Genomic DNA, 19688 nt, shown 5'->3' on the forward strand with positions numbered 1-19688 from the left:
GGTGTATTCGCCGTGCCCGGAAAACTGGAGGGTCGGCGTGGGCGTCCGGACTAACGCACCCTCATTTCCCGGTGCGGGTGCACTCCGGGAGACCGGCAGGCTCTACTCACTCGGCCTCGATGTCGTCCGGTTGACTTTCCGGCGTCCTTTCCAGGCCCGCGAACTGATCCAGCAGTTCTGGTTCATCGCGAGTGTGTCGATCCTGCCGACGGCGCTGGTCGCGATCCCGTTCGGCGCGGTGATCGCGCTGCACATCGGGTCGCTGACGGCGCAGATCGGCGCGCAGTCGTTCACCGGCGCGGCCAGTGTGCTGGCGATCATCCAGCAGGCCAGCCCGATCGTGACCGCCCTGCTCATCGCGGGAGCCGGCGGGTCGGCGATGTGCGCGGACCTCGGTTCGCGCACGATCCGCGAGGAGATCGACGCGATGGAGGTGCTCGGGGTCTCCCCGATCCAGCGCCTGATCGTGCCGAGGGTGCTCGCCGCGATGGGCGTCGCCGCATTCCTGAACGGAATGGTCAGCGTGGTCGGCGTCCTCGGCGGCTATTTTTTCAACGTCATCATGCAGAACGGGACACCGGGTGCGTATCTGGCCAGTTTCTCCGCCCTCGCGCAGCTTCCCGATCTGTGGATCAGTGAGATCAAGGCGGTCATCTTCGGTTTCGTCGCGGCGATCGTCGCCTCCTATCGCGGGCTCAATCCGAAAGGCGGCCCGAAAGGCGTGGGTGACGCGGTGAACCAATCCGTGGTGATCACGTTCCTGCTCCTGTTCCTCTTGAACCTGGTGCTGACGACGCTTTACCTGCAGCTCGTCCCGGCGAAGGGCAGCTGATGGTCACGACGACTCCCGCCAGACGCTCCGAGCGGGTCCGCGAAGCCGTGGACCGCCGGTTCGGTTTCCTGGACACGCTGGGCGACCAGATCCTCTTCTTCCTCAAAGCGCTCGCCTGGGTGCCCCGCGCGCTCCACCGCTATACCCGCGAGATCATCCGCCTGCTGGCCGAGGTCAGCTTCGGCAGCGGCGCGCTCGCGGTCATCGGCGGCACGATCGGCGTGATGATCGGGATGACCGTGTTCACCGGCACGGTCGTCGGCCTTCAGGGCTATTCGGCGCTGAACCAGGTCGGCACCTCGGCCTTCGCCGGGTTCGTCTCGGCCTACTTCAACACCCGGGAGATCGCGCCGCTCGTCGCGGGCCTGGCACTTTCCGCAACCGTCGGCTGCGGGTTCACCGCGCAGCTGGGCGCGATGCGGATCTCCGAGGAGATCGACGCGCTCGAGGTGATGGGCATCCCCAGCGTCCCGTACCTGGTGACGACCCGGATCATCGCGGGCTTCCTCGCGGTCATCCCGCTGTACGCGATCGGCCTGCTGACCTCGTATCTCGCGTCGCGGCAGATCACCGTGTGGTTCTTCGGCCAGTCCGCGGGCACCTACGACCATTACTTCCTGCTGTTCCTGCCACCCGGTGACGTCCTCTGGTCGTTCGGCAAGGTGCTGGTGTTCAGTGTCGTGATCGTGCTCGCCCATTGCTACTACGGCTTCCGCGCGAGCGGCGGCCCCGCGGGGGTCGGCGTGGCGGTCGGCCGTGGCGTGCGGACCGCGATCGTGGCGGTCAGCGTGCTGGACTTCTTCCTCAGCCTCGCCATCTGGGGCGCGACCACGACGGTGCAGGTGGCCGGATGAGGCGCCCCGGGCTGCGCAAGGCGGGGGTCCGGACGGCCGGGGTGCTGTTCCTCGTCGTGATGGCGGTGCTCGTGACGCTGTCGATCAAGATCTATCGCAAGGACTTCGTCTCGTCGGTCCCGGTGACCTTGCAGGCGGACCGGGTCGGCAACCAGTTGCGCGTGGGCGGGCAGGTCAAGGCTCGCGGTGTCCTGGTCGGCGAGATCCGGGACGTCCGCGCGACACCGCGAGGCGCGGAGGTCGACCTGGCCATGGAGCCGGACAAGGTCTCGCAACTGCCGAAGAACGTGTCCGCGCTGCTCGTGCCCAAGACGTTGTTCGGTGAGCGGTACGTGCAACTGTCCATTCCGGACGGACCGGGCGGACCCTCACTCACCTCGGGTGACGTGATCACGCAGGACCGCTCGGCGAACGCGATCGAGCTGGAGCGGGTCTTCGACAACCTGTTGCCGCTGCTCAAAGCGGTACAGCCGCAGAAGCTCGCCACCACCCTGACCACGGTCTCCACCGCGCTTCAGGGCCGGGGCGACCAGATCGGGGACACGCTGGCCACCGCGGCGGCGTACCTCAAGGAGTTCAACCCGAACCTCCCGGCCCTGAACGACAACATCCGCGATCTGGCCACGGTTTCCAAGCTGTACGGCGACATCGCGCCGGATCTGCTCGACGCGTTGAGCGCCTCCGCGGTCACCCTGAACACCGTCCAGGAGAAACGAGCCGAACTGGCGACCGTGTACCAGCAGGTGACGTCGTCCTCTCAGCACATCACGACGTTCCTCGCCAACAACCGCGCCAACATCATCGCGCTCGCCGCCGACAGCCGGGCACCGCTGGAAGTCGGGGCGAAGTACTCCCCGAGTTTCAAATGCACGCTCGACGCGCTCGCCGGACTGAAGCCGCAGATGGACAAGGTGCTGGGCAAGGGCACCAAGGAACCCGGACTGCACGCGGAGATCACCATCACCGAGCCTCGCGGAAAGTACGTACCCGGCAAGGACGACCCGGTCTACAACGCCACCGGCGAGCCGCGCTGCTATCCGACGAACGGCATGATGGGCCAAGGGATCGCGGCGACCGGCAAGGACACCGGCGTGCCGCCACTGCTTCCCGGTGCGGAAGGCGACCTCGGCCTGCCGAACTCGCCGCAGGAACGAGAACTGATCTCCACGCTGGTCGCGCCGTCGGTCGGCGTCCCGGTCAACCAGGTCCCCGCGTGGGGCAGCGTGCTCGTCGGCCCGCTCTACCGCGGCACGGAGGTGACCCTGCGATGAGGAACTTCGTGAGCCCGCTGATCAAGGGGCTGATCTTCATCGTCATCACGACGCTCGCCACGGTGCTGCTGGCGGTGTCCATCACCAACACCGGACTCGGCGACACCAAGACCTACAGCGCGAAATTCCTCGACGCGACGTCGCTGAACATCGGCGACGACGTCCGGATCTCCGGGGTCCGCGTCGGCCAGATCGAGGAACTCGAAATCGCCGACCACAGCGTCGCCCGGATCAAGTTCTCCCTCGACACCGAGCGCAGGATCCCCGCCGACGTGAGCGCCGTGATCAAGTACCGCAACATGGTCGGGCAGCGCTACATCGCGCTGGAACGCGGCAAGGGCACCACCGAACTCCTCGAGCCCGGCGACGAGATCCCGCTGGAGCGCACCACCCCGGCGCTGGACCTGACCGAACTGTTCAACGGCTTCAAACCGTTGTTCCAGGCGTTGTCCCCCAAGGACGTCAACCAGCTTTCCGGTGAGATCGTCCAGGTACTCCAGGGCGAGGGCGGCACCGTGGAAAGCCTGCTGGCGCACACGGGCTCGCTCACCACCACGCTCGCCGGCCGCGACAAGGTGATCGGCGAGGTGATCACGAACCTGGACACCGTGCTGAAGACCATCAACGGCAAGGGCGACGCACTGTCCACTTTGGTCTCCACGCTGAGCGAGCTGGTGTCCGGCCTCGCCGGTGACCGCACCGAGATCGGGGAGGCCATCTCCGGGATCGCCGGCCTCACCACCGCCACCGCGGGACTGCTCGAACAGGGCAGGCAACCGCTCAAGGACAGCATCGAAGGATTGGGCCTGCTCTCGGGCCAGCTCGTGGGAGGCAAGGCGGACGTCGAACAGTTCCTCACCGTGCTGCCCGGGAAGCTGACCGAACTGGGACGGCTCGGCTCGTACGGATCGTGGATGAACTTCTACCTTTGCTCGGCCGTCCTGCGGACCGATCCTCCCCGCGGGGTGCCGGCGACGGCGGAGAGGTGCACGGCGTGAAGCCTTTCAAGGAACGGAATCCGATCGTCGTCGGGCTCGTCGGCAGCGTGGTCGCGGCCGGGATACTGGCCGCGACGCTCAACTACGAAGATCTCCCGATCGTCGGCTCCGGAACCACCTACCAGGCCGAATTCTCCGAGGCGGCCGGGTTGCAGGCCGACGACGAGGTGCGGATCGCCGGGATCAAGGTCGGCGCGGTGAGCGACGTCGCCCTGGCCGAAGACCACGTGGTCGTCAGCTTCCGGGTCAAGGACGCTTGGGTCGGCGACAAGACCGCCGCCGAGATCAAGATCAAGACCTTGCTGGGCCGCAAGTTCCTCTCGCTGCGCCCGACCGGCGAGGCGGTACAGAACCCCAAGCAGGTCATCCCGCGCACCCGGACCGTGACGCCCTACGACGTCACCGAGGCGTTCAACGGGCTGGCCGACACCGCCGGCGCGATCGACACCGACCAGCTCGCGGAAAGCTTCACCACGCTCAGCGACACGTTCAAGAACTCGCCCGAACACATCCGGAAGGCCTTGGACGGGCTGACGTCGCTGTCGAAGACGGTGTCCACACGGGACACCGAACTCAACAGCCTGCTCTCGAACGCGCACGGGCTCACCACCACGCTCGCGAACTCGAACGACGACTTCGCCAAGCTCCTCTCGGACGGCAATCTCCTGCTGACCGAACTGGACAACCGGCGGCAGGCGATCCACGACCTGCTCACCGGCTCACAGGACCTCGCCACGCAGCTTTCGGGCCTGGTGAAGGACAACAAGGACCAGCTGGGCGGCGCGCTCAGCCAGCTCGGACAGGTGACGGACATCCTTCAGCGGCAGAACGACAATCTCGCCAAGAGCCTCGATCTCGCCGCGCCGTATTTCCGCGTGGTGAACAACTCCCTCGGCAACGGGCGCTGGGTCGACAGCTATCTGTGCGGGCTCATCCCGGAGAACCGGGATCCGTGCACCCCGGTGATCCCCCGTGGAGGTGGCCGGTGATCAGCAGGTTCGTCACCCTCGCGCTCGTACTCGCCCTCGCCGTCGTCGGCGGCCTCTGGTGGATCTTCTCCGGTAACGGGCTCGACCAGGTCACCGTGTACTTCTCGCGCGCGGTCGGTGTCTACAGTGGATCGGACGTGCGGGTGCTCGGCGTCCGGGTCGGCCAGGTCGAATCGGTGGCCCCGGAAGGGGAACAGGTCAAGGTCGTGCTGACCGTCGACGGCTCGACGCCGATCGCCGTCGACACCAACGTCCTCGTCGTGGCGCCGAGCGTGGTGGCCGACCGGTACGTCCAGTTCACCAAGCTCACTCGCACCGGGAACCGGCTGGACGACGGCGCGGTGATCCCGGTCGAGCGCACCGGTACGCCGGTGGAACTCGACCAGCTCTACTCCAGCCTCGACACCCTCGCCAAGGCCCTCGGCCCCAAGGGGGCGAACGCCGACGGCGCACTCTCCGAGCTGCTCCGCACCGGCGCGAAGAACCTGCAGGGCAACGGAAAGCCGTTCAACGAATCGGTGCGCAACTTCGCCGACCTGGCCAGGACGCTGTCGGGTAACTCCGACAACCTGTTCGCCACGGTCGACGAGCTGCAGCGGTTCACCTCGATGCTGGCGACCAATGACCGCAACGTCAGCGAGGTCAACAGACAGCTCGCCTCGGTGACCGGCACCCTGGCGCAGAACAAGGACGAGCTGTCCCGCGCGCTCAACGGGCTCGGCAGCGCGCTGGCGGAGATCCAGCAGTTCATCAAGGACAACCGCGCGCTCATCAAGTCCAATGTGGACAAGCTCGCGGCGACCACCGGGACACTGGTCGACAAGCGCGCCGCGCTGGCCGAAACCCTCGACACCCTCCCACTGGCGGTGACGAACGTGCTCGAGGCCGTCGACCCGAAGACCGGGAAGCTGCAGGGCCGTGGGTTCCTGGGCGACTACGCCGCGCTCCCGCTGCCGGTCTCCGGCGACACCTACGCGGGCCAAGGGGGACGCAGATGACCGCGAAACGGGCGATCGCCGTGTTCGCCGCGTGCTGCGTCGCGCTCACCGGCTGCTCCGGCGAGTTCAAGGGCGTCTACGACCTGCCGCTGCCCGGCGGCGCGGACCTCGGCGACCATCCGTACCGGGTGACCGTGCAGTTCGCGGACGTGCTCGACCTGGTCCCCCAAGCCTCGGTGAAGGTGGGCGACGTCCCAGTTGGCCGGGTCGAGACGATCCGGCTCGGCGAGGACGGCTGGACGGCCGAAACCGTCCTGGCGGTCAACGGCGACGTCGCCCTGCCCGCCAACGCGATCGCGCGGCTGCGCCAGTCCAGCCTGCTCGGTGAGAAGTTCATCGAACTCGGCCCCAGCGCCGCGAAGGCCGAAGGCCGGCTCGGTGACGGCGGGGTGATCCCGGTCGCGAGCACGAACCGCAACCCGGAGTTCGAAGAGATCTTCGGTGCGCTGTCACTGCTGCTCAACGGCGGTGGGATCGGCCAGCTGCAGACCATCAACCGGGAGCTGTCCAAGGTGATGGACGGCAACGAGGAGGAGATCCGTTCCTTCCTGTCCACTGTGGAACAGCTGATGTCCAACCTGGACTCGCACCGGTCGGAGATCACCTCGGCGCTCGACGGGCTCAACCAGCTTTCGACCACACTGGCCAACCGGAAGAAACAGGTCGAGGGGGCGCTCACCGATCTCAGCCCCGGCTTGCGGAGCCTGTCCGACCAGCGCACCCAGCTGGTCTCGATGCTCCAGTCGCTCGACCAGCTCTCCGGCGTCGGCGTCGATGTGATCACCAAGAGCCGCGACGATCTGGTCGCCGACCTGACCGCGCTCGCGCCGATCCTCAAGCGGCTGGCCGACGCCGGCCAGAGCCTCCCGCAGTCGCTGGAGATCCTGCCGACGTTCCCGTTCACCGACGCCGTCCTCGACGGCATCAAGGGCGACTACCTGAACGTCTACGCCTCGCTCATCCCAGGACCCGGCGTCCCCCTGCCGCCGCCAGGCGAGGGCACCCCGCCCGGACTGCCGACCCTGCCGTTGCCGGCGTCCGGAGGTAGCTGATGCTCACCGCACGTATCCGGATCCAGGTGATCGCGTTCGTCATCATCGCCTTGGCGACGACGGCGTTCGTCGGGGCCAACTACGCGGGGCTGGGCCGGCTCTTCGGGGCGAGCGGGTACACCGTGAAGCTCGCGCTGACCGACGGCGGCGGCCTGTTCACCAACGGCGAGGTGACCTATCGAGGCGTCGCCGTCGGCCGGGTCGGCGAACTGCGGCTCACCGCGGGCGGTATGGAAGCGGATCTGCTGATCGACGACGATGCCCCTCAGATCCCGGCGAACTCGCGTGCGGTCGTGGCGAACCGCTCGGCGGTCGGCGAGCAGTTCGTCGACCTGCAGCCGAGGACCGGCGACGGGCCGTTCCTCGCCGAGGGTTCGGTCATCCCCCGCGAGGCGACGAGTGTTCCGCTGCCGGTGCAGAACCTGCTGACGAACCTGGACTCGCTGACCGCCTCCGTGCCCACCGAGGACCTGCGGACCGTGGTGGACGAACTCGACAACGCCCTGCGAGGTTCCGGCGCGAACCTGCAGGTACTGCTCGATTCCACCACTGACTTCACCAAGCAGGCCGCGATCCACCTGCCGCAGACGGAGAAACTGCTCACCGACGGCTCGACCGTGCTGAAGACCCAGGTCGATTCGTCGCAGGCATGGCGGGAATTCAGCGGCAACACCAAGTTGTTCGCCGAGCAGCTGTCCCGTTCGGACGGTGACCTGCGCAAGCTGATCGCCACCGCGCCGGACGCGGCGACCCAGCTTTCCGGTCTGCTGCGGGACAACGAGCCGGGCCTGCCGATCCTGCTGGCGAACCTGCTCACCACGTCCCACGTGTTCTCCGCCCGCACCGACGGCCTGCGGCAACTGCTGATCAACACCCCGAAGGCGGTGTCCGCCGTCGACGCGGCGATCGACGGCAAGTCCGCGAAGATCGAGCTGGTCCTGAACTTCTTCGACCCGATGCCGTGCACCAAGGGCTACGAGGGAACGAAGATCCGCAGCAGCGCGGAGCTTTCGGCGCTGCCGTTCAACACCGGTGCCGCCTGCACGCTCGACAAGGGCAACCCGAGTTCGGTCCGCGGCTCGCAGAACGCGCCCAAGGGCGGTGTCCCGCCCGCCGCCATCCCCGGCGGATTCGGCGCGAACGGCCAGCCGACGTCCACGAGCCTCGAGGAGATGCTGTGGCTGCGCAACTGAAGATCGCGATCGCCGTGTTCGCCGCGGCCTGCGCGTTCGCGGGGTGGGCCGGGTACGGCTGGTTCACCGCGACGAACTCCGGGGCCGTGTCCTACGGGAACTCACGCGATGACGCGCTGAAGAACGGGCGCGAGCTCGTCGCCCGGCTGACCAGCCTCGATCACCATCGGATCGACCAGGGCATCGCCGACTGGCTCGCCGCGTCGACCGGTCCGCTGCGCGATCAGCTGAGCAAGGCCGACGACGCGACGAAGCAGACGCTGGCCAAGGACGCGACGGTGTCGACGGGCAAGGTGCTCGACGCGGCGATCAGCGAACTGGACGACCACGCGGGAACGGCGAAGATGCTGGCTTCGGTGGAGATCACGATGGCACGGGACGGCGCCGCGCCGTCGACCAAGCGCAACCGGTTCGCCGCCGGGCTGACGCGGACCGGCGAAGGCTGGAAGCTCAGCGCTCTCGACCAGCTTCCGGTAGGTGCGCGATGACCGCCACGGCCGACACCGACGCTGACGCCGATGCGCAGACCGAGCCCGAGGCCACGGCCGAATCCGTCACCGAAGAGACCGCCGAACAGCCGTCCCGGCGGCCGAAGCTGCCGCTGATCCTGCTGGTCGTGGCGGCGGTGCTCGTCGCGGCGGGCGTGTGGTTCACGGTGGAGGCGAAGTCGATCTCGTCGGCACCGTCGGCGGCCAACACCGCGCTCACCGACGTCGGCGCGACGGCCGAGGTGAACGCGGCGGTGACCGTGGCGCTCAACAAGGTCTTCTCCTATTCCTACGACCGGACCGACGTCACCGAAAAGGCGGCCGCCTCGGCACTGAGAGGTAAGGCGCTGGAGTCGTACAATCAGTTGTTCGCCCAGGTCCGGGAAAAGGCTCCGGCGCAGAAACTCGTCCTCACGACCCGCGTTTCGTCCTCGGCCGTACAGGAACTCTCCAACGGCCGAGCGCGGCTTCTGGTATTTCTCGACCAAGCGGCCACCCGGGCCGACAACAATTCTTCGACGGCGGCCGCCGCGCAGCTTTCGGTCACGGCCGAACGCGAAGGCGACAATTGGGTCATCACAGACCTCATCCCCCGGTGACAAACCGGTAATTCCCTTTTTCGTCCGCGTTACAAAACAGGAGAGAAAACGAGGAGAAAGCCATGTTCGGTCGAACGCGCCCGAAAACCGCCCGTCGCCGCCTCGGCACGGTCGTCGCACTCACCGCCGCGGCCGCCGTGGCGGGCTCCCTGGCCGCTACGCCCGCCCTCGCGGACGACCCGGTGGAGATCCCGGTGTCCTACACCGTCACCGGGAAGACCGTGGTCAAGAAGACCGGCGGCTCCCTCGACCTCGGCCCCGGTCAGCTCAACGGCGCCCTGGTCATCGACGGTGACAACGTCGGGATCCGAGGCGACCTCGCGTTACCCCCGTCGACGGCGAACATCTCGCTGGTCTCGGGTGTCTTCAAGATCAAGGCCAGAGTCCGGATCGAACCCCTCGGTCAGGTCACCGGCACGCTCGCCAACGGCGATCTGACCACGCGCTCGCAGGCCAACATGCTGATCGACAACATCGTGGTCGGCCTGTTCTGGCCGGTCATCCCGCTGCCGACGGTGCCGAACGCCTGCAAGACGGTCACCCCGCTCGACCTGACCCTGGTGTCGAAGAACGTCGACCTGTTCGCGCCGTCGATCCCGTCGTCGGGGACGTTCACCATCCCGGCGTTCAAGGACTGCTTCATCAACGACCTCGCCCTCGGGTCGCTGATCTCCGGTCCGGGCAACACCATCAACCTGGACATGAAGTCGAACCTGTAGCCGTAACGCCGTGAAGGCCTCCTTGAGGGACGCTGAGTCCCTCAAGGAGGCCTTCACGGAACGTCAGCAGAACAGTGGCGCGTTCGGGTCGACCAGGGCGACGCCAGTGCTGTCACCTGCGGAAATGGCGTAGACCGGGACGCACACACCGGAGAACTTCCAGAAGTCCGTCGGCGGTTCGGAGCTGGTGTCCCGGCTTTCCTGCTTCACGTTGCTGCCCCAGGCGAAGACGCTCCCGTCGGACTTCAGCGCGACGTTGTGGTTGAACCCGGCGTCGATGGCGACGACGTCGGACTGTGCTTCCGGCGGAACCATGGCCTGGGCCGAGGTGTTGTCGCCCCAGGCGATGACGCCGCCGTTCTTCAAGGCGATGCTGTGCCGGAACCCGGCGGAGATCGCCGACACGCCGGACGTCGCCGCCGCGGGCACGGTGATCTGGCCTTTCCCGTTGCTGCCCCAGGCGATCACGCCGCCGTTCTTGAGCGCGAGCCCATGGTCGCCGCCGGCCGAGATCTTCGTGACCCCGGACGAAACCGTCGCGGGAACAGCGGTCCGCGAACCCCAGCTCAGCACGCTTCCGTTCGACTTCAGCGCGAGATTGAAGTAGGCACTGGTGGAGATCGCGGTGACACCCGAGGTCGCGGCGGCCGGGACCACGTTCTGGCCGTAGAAACCGTTGCCCCAGGCGATCACGCCGCCGTTCTTGAGCGCCAGTTCGTGCGCCCAGCCCGCGGCGATCGCCGAGACCCCCGACGTGGCCGCGGCCGGGACGGTCGCCTGGCCGTAACTGTCGTTCCCCCAGGCGATCACGCCTCCGTCCTTGAGGGCCAAATGGGTGATCGCGCCCGCGGAAACGGCGCTCGCGCCGAGCGCCGAGACGGGGACCGTGCCCTGTCCCTGCCCGTAGTCGTTGCTCCCCCACGCCCGCGGTTCGCCGAGGGGCGCGGCGTCGGCGGTACCGGAAAGGGAAACCGTGGCGATCATTACGGCTATCGCGCTACTCGTCACGTGCCGTGTCGTGGATCGTCGATTGACTGAAGCCATGCGCGAAATGTTAACCCGGTTCCGCCGATCAGCCGCTTCTTTGTCATCCTCCGACAAACTTCATAATCACATTCAGCGAGCGCTGACAAGAAAGAACGGGTTCACCCGTCACCCTGAAACATGTCGACATGAATCCTTGTTACGTACATAACTCGCGGGTAACCTCGGTTTACCCCACCACCGAGAAAGCCGCTCAAGTCGAGCATAATTGATCAGAAAATCTCGCCGAAAGGCGCATGGGGAAAGCCGCCCGAGACGTAAACTGGATCAAAGGAGATGACAGGTATGTCCCGCAGACTTGGCAAGTTGTCAGCCGGTGTCGCCACCACCGGCATCGTATTCGGCGCGGTCGCCGTGCTCACCGCCGGCACGGCCGCGGCGGCCACCAACTACGCCACCGGCAGCGTCGCGTACATGTGCAACTTCCCCGGCATCGGCCAGCAGCAGCTGGACGTGAAGGCGAACTTCGTCGGACCGGACTCGGTCGCGGCCGGCGGCACCGCCACCCCGGCGAGTGTCGGGGGCACCGCGACGATCAACGCCACCATCAACGCCCTGCTCAACGCCGCCAACTACGACGGCGTCCGCGGTAAGGCGAACATGCCGATCACCGCCACCAACGCCACCCCGGCCGCGTCGACGGTGACGCAGCTGGACGTGCCCACGCAGATCAACCCGTACGTGCCCGGGAGCCGGACGTTCAACATCCTCCAGGACGCCGGTACCGGTGTTCCCACGCTGACCGCCGGCACGCCCGGTTCGGCGGTCGTCTCGCTCGGCACCACGTTCAACGCGGCCCTCGACTTCCACAAGAAGGACGGCAGCTGGACCGCGTGGACGTTCAACTGCACCGTGAAGAACACCAACCCGGCGCAGAACCGCGCGTTCAACCCGGCGATCCCGATCACCTGATGAACCAACCGTGCGGGGCGGGGACGCCCGCCCCGCACGGTCTCCATCGCGGCGACACGAGAGGAATCCTCATGGCACAGCAGATCCGGCGGGATCCCTCCCCCGTGACCGGTGGATCCCGCGGACTCCGCGGGCTGTCCGCCGCCCTGGCCTCCGTCCTCGTGTACTGCACCGTCGCCCTGCTCACCGCCGGCGTCCACAGTGAACTTGAAGCTGCCCGAGGTACCCGGCCCGTTCGTCGCGCCGCTCACGGTCTTCCTCACGGAAGACCCGGGCACCGCCGGTCTCACCTTCACCGCGGGCGCGCCCGGCTCGGCCACCCTCGCGCTCGGCTCACCGCTGAGCCTCACTCTCGAGCTCCACAAGACGAACGGCGCGTGGATGCAGTGGCAGGTCGGCTGCGCCGTGAAGGTCACCAGCCCGGCGCAGAACCGCATGTTCGGCCCGTCGATCGCGATAACCTGATGAACCACCGCAAGACTCGAAAGGAACCCGTATGACGCAGCAGGTTCGCCGGGCTCTCGGGAGGCTCCCCGTACTGGTGGGCGTGATCCTGCTGGCCGGGGTGAACGGCGCGCTGGCCGGGTCGGCGGCGACCGATCCGACGACACCGTCCGCGCCGCCGCTGCAGGGCGCCGCCCCCGTGCGCCAAAGCCTCGCGAACACCTGCGTCTTCGGGGATCCCGTCGGGGAACGACCGGTCACAGTGGACGTCGAAGCCACCCTGCCGAAGGTCGTCGAAACCGGAAAGCCGGTGCAGGTCAAGGACTTCTCGCTCACCTTCACCATCGGCGAGAAGGCACTCGGCGACGTCGCCGAGGTCGCCGGCGGCGCGACGGTCGAACTCACCGCGGCGCGCGAGGACAAGAAGACCCCGGTCGCGGTACCCCTGACGATCCCGGCGACCCAGGTGCCCGCCACCGGTGAGCTGAAGCTGGTCGCCACCGGCAAGGTGCCCGACATCCTGTTGAAGGTGGCGGGGGAACTCCGGCTGAGCACGGGAGCGCCCTCCCTCGCGCTGACCGCCGCCGGAACACCGCTCAAGCCGATCGCCTGCAAACAGGCCCCGGACCAGGACACCCTGCTCGGCAGCGTCACGCTGCTCACGTTCAAGACACCCCAGACTCCGGCCGGAAAACCCGGTGAGCAGAAGAAGCCGGGCACCGACGCCCGGGCCGCGGACTCTCCGGAGGACGGGGACCTGTATCCCATCGCGCTGCAGCCGTTCGAGATGCAGGGCACGTCGACCATCGCCAGGCTCGGCGCGTTCGCCCGGCTGAAGCCCGGGTTCATGATCAACGCGGTGTGGCACGTCGACCTGGAGAACACCGAGGGGCCCGGCAAGATCACCGGCTCCGTGATGATGCCGGCGAGCCAGGCGACGTTCCTCGGTTTCGGCTTCGTCCCGATCACCGGGACCATGGAACTGCTTCCCGAGGACCACTTGACCGGCAACCACATCATCGACGTCGACGGGGTGACCATCCCGGAGCCGGAAGGCAGCTCGACGGTCCTCATCCCGCTCAAGGTCTACGCGAAACTGACCGACGTCACCGTCAACGGCGTCAAGCTCGACGTCGGCGGCAAGTGCCTCACCGCCAAGCCGATCGAACTCAACCTCCGCGGCGAGAAGTACGGGATGTTCACCGGAGGCGTCGTGCGCACCGATCCGAAGACGGCGGACCCCGCCTACCGGGACTTCACCCTGCCCGGGTTTTCCGGCTGCGGCGTGACCGAAGACCTCGACTCACTGCTGACCGGGATGGCCGCGGGGCCGGGGAACCAGGCGTGTGTCGGGGTCAACCAGGTCGGCTTGCCCTGGGACGCGGAACGCAAGTGCCCGAACGTCGACCCGCCGGTGGCGCGCCGCTGAGCCGGTTCGGCTCGAGAGTGTCATGAAAGGGTCTTTCAGGACGTTTTTGTCCTGAAAGACCCTTTCATGAACGGCCACGATCAGCTGGGCGTCCACTGTGGACTCTTGCGCGGCACGGGCAGTACCTCCGGCAGCGCATAGTCTTCGGGCACCGAGGAAGGCGCAACACCGGCCCGCAGCGCCAGTTCCATTTCGAACCGCGCCCCCGGATCGCGCAGGTGCTCCCCGAAGGTCGCCTGCAGCTGGCGCATGCGGTACCGCACGGTCTGCGGGTGGACCTGAAGACGCTCGGCGATGTCGACGACGTTGCCTTGGCTGTCGAGCCAGGCTCGCAGCGTTTCGAGAAGCCGTTCCTGTTGCTTCCCGGTCATTTCGGCGAGCGGGGCGAACAGGCGGTCGCGTAATTGGCCGGTCAGCGCGGAATCGGCGTTCACGAGCAGGGTGGCCAGGTGCTCATCGGCGCGGATCACACGGCGGCGCGGGATGATCCCGCGTTCGGAGAGGTGCAGGGCGTCGCGCGCCCAGCGGAGGGAATCGGCGACGGCGTCCAGCGGCTGGCAGGGGCCGATCGACAGCCGATAGTCCGGCAACGCGGCCGTCAGGGTCGCCAGACGGGCCCCGGTGACCTCGCCGGGGATGAGCAGCCGCGGCTCAGCGCAGTCGAGTTCGGCCAGGACGTCCGAATCGACGACGTTGTGCCGCCGGGGTCTGACGCTTTCGTTGATCGGGTGCAGCACGATCGGGGTCGCGCGCTCGGGCACGGTCCAGCCGGTCAGCTGCGCGAGTTCCGCGATCGCCTTCGACGGCGCGGCAGGGGTTTCCAGCACCAGGTGCAGCAGTTTGCGGCGCCACGTGTCCAGCGCTCCCGCCGTGCGCGCCTTCGCTTCGAGGTAGCCGTCCAGCGCGACGGACGCGAGTTCGTCCATGAACGCGAGCATGGCGTCGGCCAGTTGCGACATCACCGCGGAGGAAAGCCCGCTCCGGCGGCCGACGCGCATGATGCGCCGCCACGAAACCCTTGCGCCGACACGATAAGCGGACTGCAGCGTGTCGAGGCTCCGGCCTTCCCGCATCTCGTTCTGCCCGAGCCGGTGGTGGACCTCGTGCGACTGGTCCTTCGAGACGGTGGGATCCGCGATCTGCGCGACGAACAGCGTGATCGCGTATTCGACGCCCGCGCGGATCGACTTGCCGTAGGGCCCGTCGAGCGGGCGCGCGTACGCGGGGATGGTCGCCCGGATCTCGTCGACGATCTCGTTGGCGAGGCTGCCGAGTTCCGGCCTCAGGATGTCGGCGAGCTTGCGCGGGAGCGCTCCCGGGGGCGCAGGGTGGTCGATTCCGCGCTCCAGCGACATCGCAGCTCCTTTGCTCCGCCCAGCGTCCGGTCACCCGACGATCGTCGGCGGGTGACAACGAACACATCGCGAATTCGCTCGTGAATGTGTCACCTTCCGCAGAAGAAACCGATTTCTTGTCACCATCGTGACAAAATCACGTGGTCTCGTGGTGTTTTGATGACAAGTGCCCGGCAAACGACCTACGGCGTACGTACGAACGGTGGAAGGGCGTCACTGCTTGCCGGTGAGCAATTCTCCGAGTGCCTCCAGCACGGGCTCCAGCACACGGACCTCGGTGCCGGCGCATTCGGTGATTCCGGCGCCGACGACCTCGAAGCCACTCAGCCCGCGCAGCATCGTCACCAGACGCTCGATGGTCAACCCGTCGGGCTCCGGATAGTTCAGGCCGTCGAACTCCCCCGGGTCGAGCACGTCGAGATCGAGATGGACGTACACCTTGTCCGCACCGGCGAGCCCGGCGGCGATGTCGTGCGTCTCGACGACGAGCCCGCGATCGACCGCGGCCCGCTCGGCGTCGTCGAAGACCCGGGTGCCGGCGAGTACGACACGGCCGGGTTCGAGCGGCGGGTTCGCGGCGAAGTCGGGATCGCCCTCGCCGAGCAGCGATCGCAGCACCATGCCGTGGAACGCGCCCGAGGGCGACGTCTCCGCGGTGTTCAGATCGGGATGCGCGTCGAACCAGGCGACGCCGAGCCGGTGGCCGTAGCGGAACCTGGCCACGCCGATCGGGACGAGTTCGACCCCGCAGTCCCCGCCGATGGTCAGCACCGGCCCGCCCGGTGCCTCCAGCGCGGCGAGCTGCGCGGCACGGTTCTCACCGGTGAGGACCTCGCGGTTGGCGACGCCGTCGACCACCGGCGAAGTCGCCCGGGTCTGGCGGATGTGGTGCACGGGCGCATTCAGGACGTGGCCGGCCAGTTCGGCGAGCGCGACGCAGCCCTCGGGCAACTCCGGCGCACGCTTGGTCAGCGCGCCCTGAAACTGGGGAACGGCGTTGATCAGCACCCGGTCCAGGCTAGCGGCTGCCGCAAGTCCGTGAAGGACTCCTTGAGGGACTCTGAGTCCCTCAAGGAGTCCTTCACGGACTCTTACTCCAGGACGAGCAGCAGGTCTCCACCTTCGACCTGCTGGACGGCGTTGATCGCGCGCCGCGAAACCTTGCCACCGGTGGACGCGGTGATCGAGGCTTCCATCTTCATCGCCTCGATGGTCGCGACCGTCGCCCCGGCCTCGACCTCGTCGCCGTCGGACACCTGCAGCGTGACCACGCCTGCGAACGGCGCGGCGACCTGCTTCGGGTCGGACTTGTCGGCCTTCTCCGTCGCCGGGATGTCCGACGCGATCGAGGTGTCGCGGACCTGGATCGGGCGCAGCTGGCCGTTGAGCGTGGACATCACCGTGCGCAGGCCGCGTTCGTCGGCCTCACCGATGGCTTCCAGCTCGATCAGGAGCCGCACACCCTGTTCCAGGTCGACCGAGTACTCCTCGCCCGGGCGCAGCCCGTAGAAGAAGTCCTTGGACGGCAGCACCGAAGTGTCGCCGTACTGCTCGCGGTGCGCCTCGAAGTCCTTCGTGGGCCCGGGGAACAGCAGCCGGTTCAGCGTCGCGCGCCGGTTCTCCGCCAGTCCCTTGCGGTCCTCTTCGGACAGTTCCTGCACCGGCTTCGGCTCCGCGCGGCCTTCGAGGGCCTTGGTGCGGAACGGCTCCGGCCAGCCGCCGGGCGGGTCGCCCAGCTCGCCGCGCAGGAAGCCGATCACCGAGTCCGGGATGTCGAACTTGTTCGGCTCCGCCTCGAAGTCCGCCGGTGCGACGCCCGCGCCGACGAGGTGCAGGGCGAGGTCACCGACCACTTTGGACGAAGGCGTGACCTTCACCAGGTGACCCAGGATCCGGTCCGCGGCCGCGTACATCGCCTCGATGTCCTCGAACCGCTCGCCGAGGCCGAGCGCGATCGCCTGCGTGCGCAGGTTCGACAGCTGGCCACCCGGGATCTCGTGGTGGTACACGCGACCGGTCGGCGAAGCGAGACCGGCCTCGAACGGCGCGTAGATCTTGCGCACGCTCTCCCAGTACGGCTCGAGGTCGCCGATGGCCTGCAGGTCCAGCCCGGTCGGCCGGTCCGAGTGGTCGGTGGCGGCGACGAGTGCCGACAGGGACGGCTGCGACGTCGTACCCGCCATGGACGCGACGGCGCCGTCCACGGCGTCCGCCCCGGCCTGGATCGCGGCCAGGTAGGTGGCCAGCTGGCCGCCCGCGGTGTCGTGCGTGTGGATATGCACCGGGAGGTCGAACTCCTTGCGCAGCGCGGAAACCAGCCGCGCCGCCGCCGGTGCCCGCAGCAGGCCCGCCATGTCCTTGATGGCCAGGACGTGTGCCCCCGCGCCGACGATCTGCTCCGCCAGCTTGAGGTAGTAGTCCAGTGTGTACAGCTTCTCGGCCGGGTCCGACAGGTCCGAGGTGTAGCAGAGCGCCACCTCGGCGACGGCCGTCCCGGTCTCGCGGACGGCCTCGATCGCCGGGCGCATCTGCTCGACGTCGTTGAGCGCGTCGAAGATCCGGAAGATGTCGATCCCGGTCGCCGTCGCCTCCTCGACGAAGGCGTGGGTCACCTCGGTGGGGTACGGCGTGTAGCCGACCGTGTTGCGCCCGCGCAGCAGCATCTGCAGGCAGATGTTCGGCACGGCCTCGCGCAGCTTCGCCAGCCGCTCCCATGGGTCCTCCGCCAGGAAACGGAGGGCGACGTCGTAGGTCGCGCCGCCCCAGCACTCCAGCGAGAGCAGCTGCGGCGTGGTCCGCGCGACCACCGGCGCGACGGCGAGCAGGTCCTTGGTCCGGACGCGGGTGGCGAGCAGCGACTGGTGCGCGTCGCGGAACGTCGTGTCGGTGACGCCGATGGTCGGCGACTCCCGCAGCCAGCGGGCGAACCCGTCCGGGCCGAGTTCGTCGAGCTTCTGCTTGGACCCGGGCGCGGGCTCGAGGTCCTTGGCCAGCTTGGGCAGCTTGACCTGCGGTTCGAGGGTGCGGGGACGTTCGCCGTGCGGTTTGTTGACCGTCTTGTCGGCGAGGTAGGTCAGCAGCCGGGTCCCGCGGTCGGCCGAATGGCGCGCGGTCAGCAGGTGCGGGCGCTCCTCGATGAACGACGTCGTGACGCGGCCTTCGCGGAAGTCCGGGTCGTCGAGGACGGCCTGCAGGAACGGGATGTTCGTGGCCACCCCGCGGATCCGGAACTCGGCGACGGCGCGCCGGGCACGGCCGACGGCGGTCTGGAAGTCACGGCCGCGGCAGGTGAGCTTCACCAGCAGCGAGTCGAAGTGCGCGCTGATCTCGGTACCGGAGAACGCGGTCCCGCCGTCGAGACGGATACCGGAACCGCCGGGCGAGCGGTACGCGCTGATCATCCCGGTGTCCGGGCGGAAACCGTTGGCCGGATCCTCGGTGGTGATGCGCAGCTGCAGGGCGGCGCCGCGCAGGTACACCTTGTCCTGCGAGAGCCCGAGGTCCTCCAGTGTCTGGCCGGAGGCGATGCGCAGCTGCGACTGGACGAGGTCGACGTCGGTGACCTCTTCGGTCACCGTGTGCTCGACCTGGATCCGCGGGTTCATCTCGATGAAGACGTGGTTGCCGTCCTTGTCGAGCAGGAACTCGACGGTGCCGGCGTTGCGGTAGCCGATCTGACGGGCGAACTTGACCGCGTCGGCGCAGATCCGGTCCCGCAGTTCGGACGGCAGGTTCGGCGCGGGCGCCAGTTCGACGACCTTCTGGTGCCGCCGCTGGACCGAGCAGTCGCGCTCGAAGAGGTGGATCACGTTGCCCTCGCCGTCGGCGAGGATCTGGACCTCGATGTGACGGGGATCGACGACGGCCTTCTCGATGAACACCGTCGGGTCACCGAACGCCGACTCGGCCTCGCGCGCGGCGGCCTCGATGGACTCGCGCAGCACCGCCGGGTCCCCGACGCGGCGCATCCCGCGTCCGCCACCGCCGGCGACGGCCTTCACGAAGACCGGGAAGCCGATCTCCTCGGCCGCGGCGATCAGCGCGTCGATGTCGGAGGACGGCTCGGAGGAACCCAGGACCGGCACCCCGGCCTCGCGTGCGGCCTTGACCGCGCGGGCCTTGTTGCCGGTCAGCTCGAGGATGTCCGCGCTCGGCCCGACGAAGGTGATGCCTTCGTCCTCGCACGCGCGCGCGAGGTCCGGGTTCTCGGAGAGGAAGCCGTAGCCGGGGTAAACGGCGTCTGCGCCCGCCTTCTTGGCGGCCGCCACGATCTCCTCGACCGACAGATAAGCCCGCACCGGATGACCGGGTTCGCCGATCTCATAGGCCTCGTCGGCCTTCAGCCGGTGGAGCGAATTGCGGTCTTCGTGCGGGAACACAGCCACCGTTCCCGCGCCGAGCTCGTATCCGGCGCGGAACGCGCGGATGGCGATCTCGCCACGGTTGGCGACCAGTACCTTGCGGAACATGCCGGTCCTTCCCATCATCGGATCGGTAGGTGAGGCACGTTA

The 19688-nt window shown here is 68.0% G+C and carries 18 protein-coding genes; 14 read left to right on the forward strand and 4 right to left on the reverse strand.

Annotated elements, in window-relative coordinates; genetic code table 11:
- Positions 1–37: 37 nt before the first annotated feature.
- The 11 genes from ACLJRL_RS30490 to ACLJRL_RS30540 all read left to right on the forward strand — a co-directional run bounded on the left by ACLJRL_RS30490 (position 38) and on the right by ACLJRL_RS30540 (position 9993).
- Positions 38–832, forward strand: coding sequence for an MlaE family ABC transporter permease (locus ACLJRL_RS30490; RefSeq protein ID WP_037311541.1), 795 nt, complete (start codon positions 38–40; stop codon positions 830–832).
- A complete protein-coding gene (locus ACLJRL_RS30495) occupies positions 832–1686 on the forward strand; it encodes an MlaE family ABC transporter permease (RefSeq protein WP_410659772.1) in 855 nt (284 codons plus the stop codon). The genes ACLJRL_RS30490 and ACLJRL_RS30495 overlap by 1 nt, the downstream gene beginning before the upstream one ends.
- On the forward strand, positions 1683–2957 hold the full coding sequence (locus ACLJRL_RS30500; RefSeq protein WP_410659773.1) for an MCE family protein: 1275 nt from the start codon (positions 1683–1685) through the stop codon (positions 2955–2957). The genes ACLJRL_RS30495 and ACLJRL_RS30500 overlap by 4 nt, the downstream gene beginning before the upstream one ends.
- Positions 2954–3955, forward strand: a complete 1002-nt coding sequence (locus ACLJRL_RS30505) for an MCE family protein (RefSeq protein ID WP_410659774.1) — start codon at positions 2954–2956, stop codon at positions 3953–3955. The genes ACLJRL_RS30500 and ACLJRL_RS30505 overlap by 4 nt, the downstream gene beginning before the upstream one ends.
- Positions 3952–4944, forward strand: a complete 993-nt coding sequence (locus ACLJRL_RS30510) for an MCE family protein (protein ID WP_410659775.1) — start codon at positions 3952–3954, stop codon at positions 4942–4944. Before ACLJRL_RS30505 ends, ACLJRL_RS30510 begins: the two co-directional genes overlap by 4 nt.
- Positions 4941–5942: an MCE family protein gene (locus ACLJRL_RS30515; protein WP_410659776.1), complete on the forward strand. Its 1002-nt coding sequence runs from the start codon at positions 4941–4943 to the stop codon at positions 5940–5942. Before ACLJRL_RS30510 ends, ACLJRL_RS30515 begins: the two co-directional genes overlap by 4 nt.
- Positions 5939–6994 carry an MCE family protein gene (locus tag ACLJRL_RS30520; protein ID WP_410659777.1) on the forward strand — a complete coding sequence of 352 codons (1056 nt, stop codon included), beginning with the start codon at positions 5939–5941 and terminating at the stop codon, positions 6992–6994. The genes ACLJRL_RS30515 and ACLJRL_RS30520 overlap by 4 nt, the downstream gene beginning before the upstream one ends.
- Positions 6994–8187, forward strand: a complete 1194-nt coding sequence (locus ACLJRL_RS30525) for an MlaD family protein (protein ID WP_410659778.1) — start codon at positions 6994–6996, stop codon at positions 8185–8187. Before ACLJRL_RS30520 ends, ACLJRL_RS30525 begins: the two co-directional genes overlap by 1 nt.
- Positions 8172–8675 carry a hypothetical protein gene (locus tag ACLJRL_RS30530; RefSeq protein ID WP_410659779.1) on the forward strand — a complete coding sequence of 168 codons (504 nt, stop codon included), beginning with the start codon at positions 8172–8174 and terminating at the stop codon, positions 8673–8675. The genes ACLJRL_RS30525 and ACLJRL_RS30530 overlap by 16 nt, the downstream gene beginning before the upstream one ends.
- Positions 8672–9274, forward strand: coding sequence for a hypothetical protein (locus tag ACLJRL_RS30535; RefSeq protein WP_410659780.1), 603 nt, complete (start codon positions 8672–8674; stop codon positions 9272–9274). The genes ACLJRL_RS30530 and ACLJRL_RS30535 overlap by 4 nt, the downstream gene beginning before the upstream one ends.
- A gap of 62 nt (positions 9275–9336) precedes the next feature.
- Entirely contained in the window at positions 9337–9993 is a 657-nt protein-coding gene (locus ACLJRL_RS30540) for a hypothetical protein (protein ID WP_410659781.1), read from the forward strand.
- A 63-nt stretch (positions 9994–10056) separates the two neighbouring features.
- Here ACLJRL_RS30540 and ACLJRL_RS30545 read toward each other — a convergent pair whose 3' ends face one another.
- Complete coding sequence (locus tag ACLJRL_RS30545; protein WP_410659782.1) at positions 10057–10977, reverse strand: RCC1 domain-containing protein; 921 nt, start codon at positions 10975–10977, stop codon at positions 10057–10059.
- Between the two features lie 345 nt (positions 10978–11322).
- Between ACLJRL_RS30545 and ACLJRL_RS30550 the strand changes: the two genes are divergently transcribed.
- The 3 genes from ACLJRL_RS30550 to ACLJRL_RS30560 all read left to right on the forward strand — a co-directional run bounded on the left by ACLJRL_RS30550 (position 11323) and on the right by ACLJRL_RS30560 (position 13822).
- Positions 11323–11949 (forward strand): DUF6801 domain-containing protein, encoded by a 627-nt coding sequence (locus ACLJRL_RS30550; RefSeq protein ID WP_410659783.1) that lies wholly within the window; start codon positions 11323–11325, stop codon positions 11947–11949.
- Between the two features lie 201 nt (positions 11950–12150).
- A complete protein-coding gene (locus ACLJRL_RS30555; RefSeq protein WP_410659784.1) occupies positions 12151–12414 on the forward strand; it encodes a hypothetical protein in 264 nt (87 codons plus the stop codon).
- Between the two features lie 31 nt (positions 12415–12445).
- Complete coding sequence (locus ACLJRL_RS30560; protein ID WP_410659785.1) at positions 12446–13822, forward strand: DUF6801 domain-containing protein; 1377 nt, start codon at positions 12446–12448, stop codon at positions 13820–13822.
- Between the two features lie 80 nt (positions 13823–13902).
- Here ACLJRL_RS30560 and ACLJRL_RS30565 read toward each other — a convergent pair whose 3' ends face one another.
- From ACLJRL_RS30565 to ACLJRL_RS30575, 3 genes are all read right to left on the reverse strand, one after another.
- Positions 13903–15177 carry a PucR family transcriptional regulator gene (locus tag ACLJRL_RS30565; protein ID WP_410659786.1) on the reverse strand — a complete coding sequence of 425 codons (1275 nt, stop codon included), beginning with the start codon at positions 15175–15177 and terminating at the stop codon, positions 13903–13905.
- A 213-nt stretch (positions 15178–15390) separates the two neighbouring features.
- Positions 15391–16185: an arginase family protein gene (locus ACLJRL_RS30570; RefSeq protein ID WP_410659787.1), complete on the reverse strand. Its 795-nt coding sequence runs from the start codon at positions 16183–16185 to the stop codon at positions 15391–15393.
- An 83-nt stretch (positions 16186–16268) separates the two neighbouring features.
- Positions 16269–19646: a pyruvate carboxylase gene (locus tag ACLJRL_RS30575; protein WP_410659788.1), complete on the reverse strand. Its 3378-nt coding sequence runs from the start codon at positions 19644–19646 to the stop codon at positions 16269–16271.
- Between the last annotated feature and the right edge of the window lie 42 nt (positions 19647–19688).

Origin of the sequence: Amycolatopsis sp. lyj-112 (assembly GCF_046549055.1) — a bacterium.
GTDB lineage: Bacteria > Actinomycetota > Actinomycetes > Mycobacteriales > Pseudonocardiaceae > Amycolatopsis.

Excerpts from the sequence above, each read along its gene's own strand:
- ACLJRL_RS30520 (WP_410659777.1), top strand. The coding sequence starts at position 5,939 with ATGACCGCGAAACGGGCGATCGCCGTGTTCGCCGCGTGCTGCGTCGCG.
- ACLJRL_RS30550 (WP_410659783.1), top strand. The coding sequence starts at position 11,323 with ATGTCCCGCAGACTTGGCAAGTTGTCAGCCGGTGTCGCCACCACCGGC.
- ACLJRL_RS30565 (WP_410659786.1), bottom strand. The coding sequence starts at position 15,177 with ATGTCGCTGGAGCGCGGAATCGACCACCCTGCGCCCCCGGGAGCGCTC.
- ACLJRL_RS30535 (WP_410659780.1), top strand. The coding sequence starts at position 8,672 with ATGACCGCCACGGCCGACACCGACGCTGACGCCGATGCGCAGACCGAG.
- ACLJRL_RS30575 (WP_410659788.1), bottom strand. The coding sequence starts at position 19,646 with ATGTTCCGCAAGGTACTGGTCGCCAACCGTGGCGAGATCGCCATCCGC.
- ACLJRL_RS30545 (WP_410659782.1), bottom strand. The coding sequence starts at position 10,977 with ATGATCGCCACGGTTTCCCTTTCCGGTACCGCCGACGCCGCGCCCCTC.
- ACLJRL_RS30560 (WP_410659785.1), top strand. The coding sequence starts at position 12,446 with ATGACGCAGCAGGTTCGCCGGGCTCTCGGGAGGCTCCCCGTACTGGTG.
- ACLJRL_RS30500 (WP_410659773.1), top strand. The coding sequence starts at position 1,683 with ATGAGGCGCCCCGGGCTGCGCAAGGCGGGGGTCCGGACGGCCGGGGTG.
- ACLJRL_RS30495 (WP_410659772.1), top strand. The coding sequence starts at position 832 with ATGGTCACGACGACTCCCGCCAGACGCTCCGAGCGGGTCCGCGAAGCC.
- ACLJRL_RS30525 (WP_410659778.1), top strand. The coding sequence starts at position 6,994 with ATGCTCACCGCACGTATCCGGATCCAGGTGATCGCGTTCGTCATCATC.
- ACLJRL_RS30540 (WP_410659781.1), top strand. The coding sequence starts at position 9,337 with ATGTTCGGTCGAACGCGCCCGAAAACCGCCCGTCGCCGCCTCGGCACG.
- ACLJRL_RS30505 (WP_410659774.1), top strand. The coding sequence starts at position 2,954 with ATGAGGAACTTCGTGAGCCCGCTGATCAAGGGGCTGATCTTCATCGTC.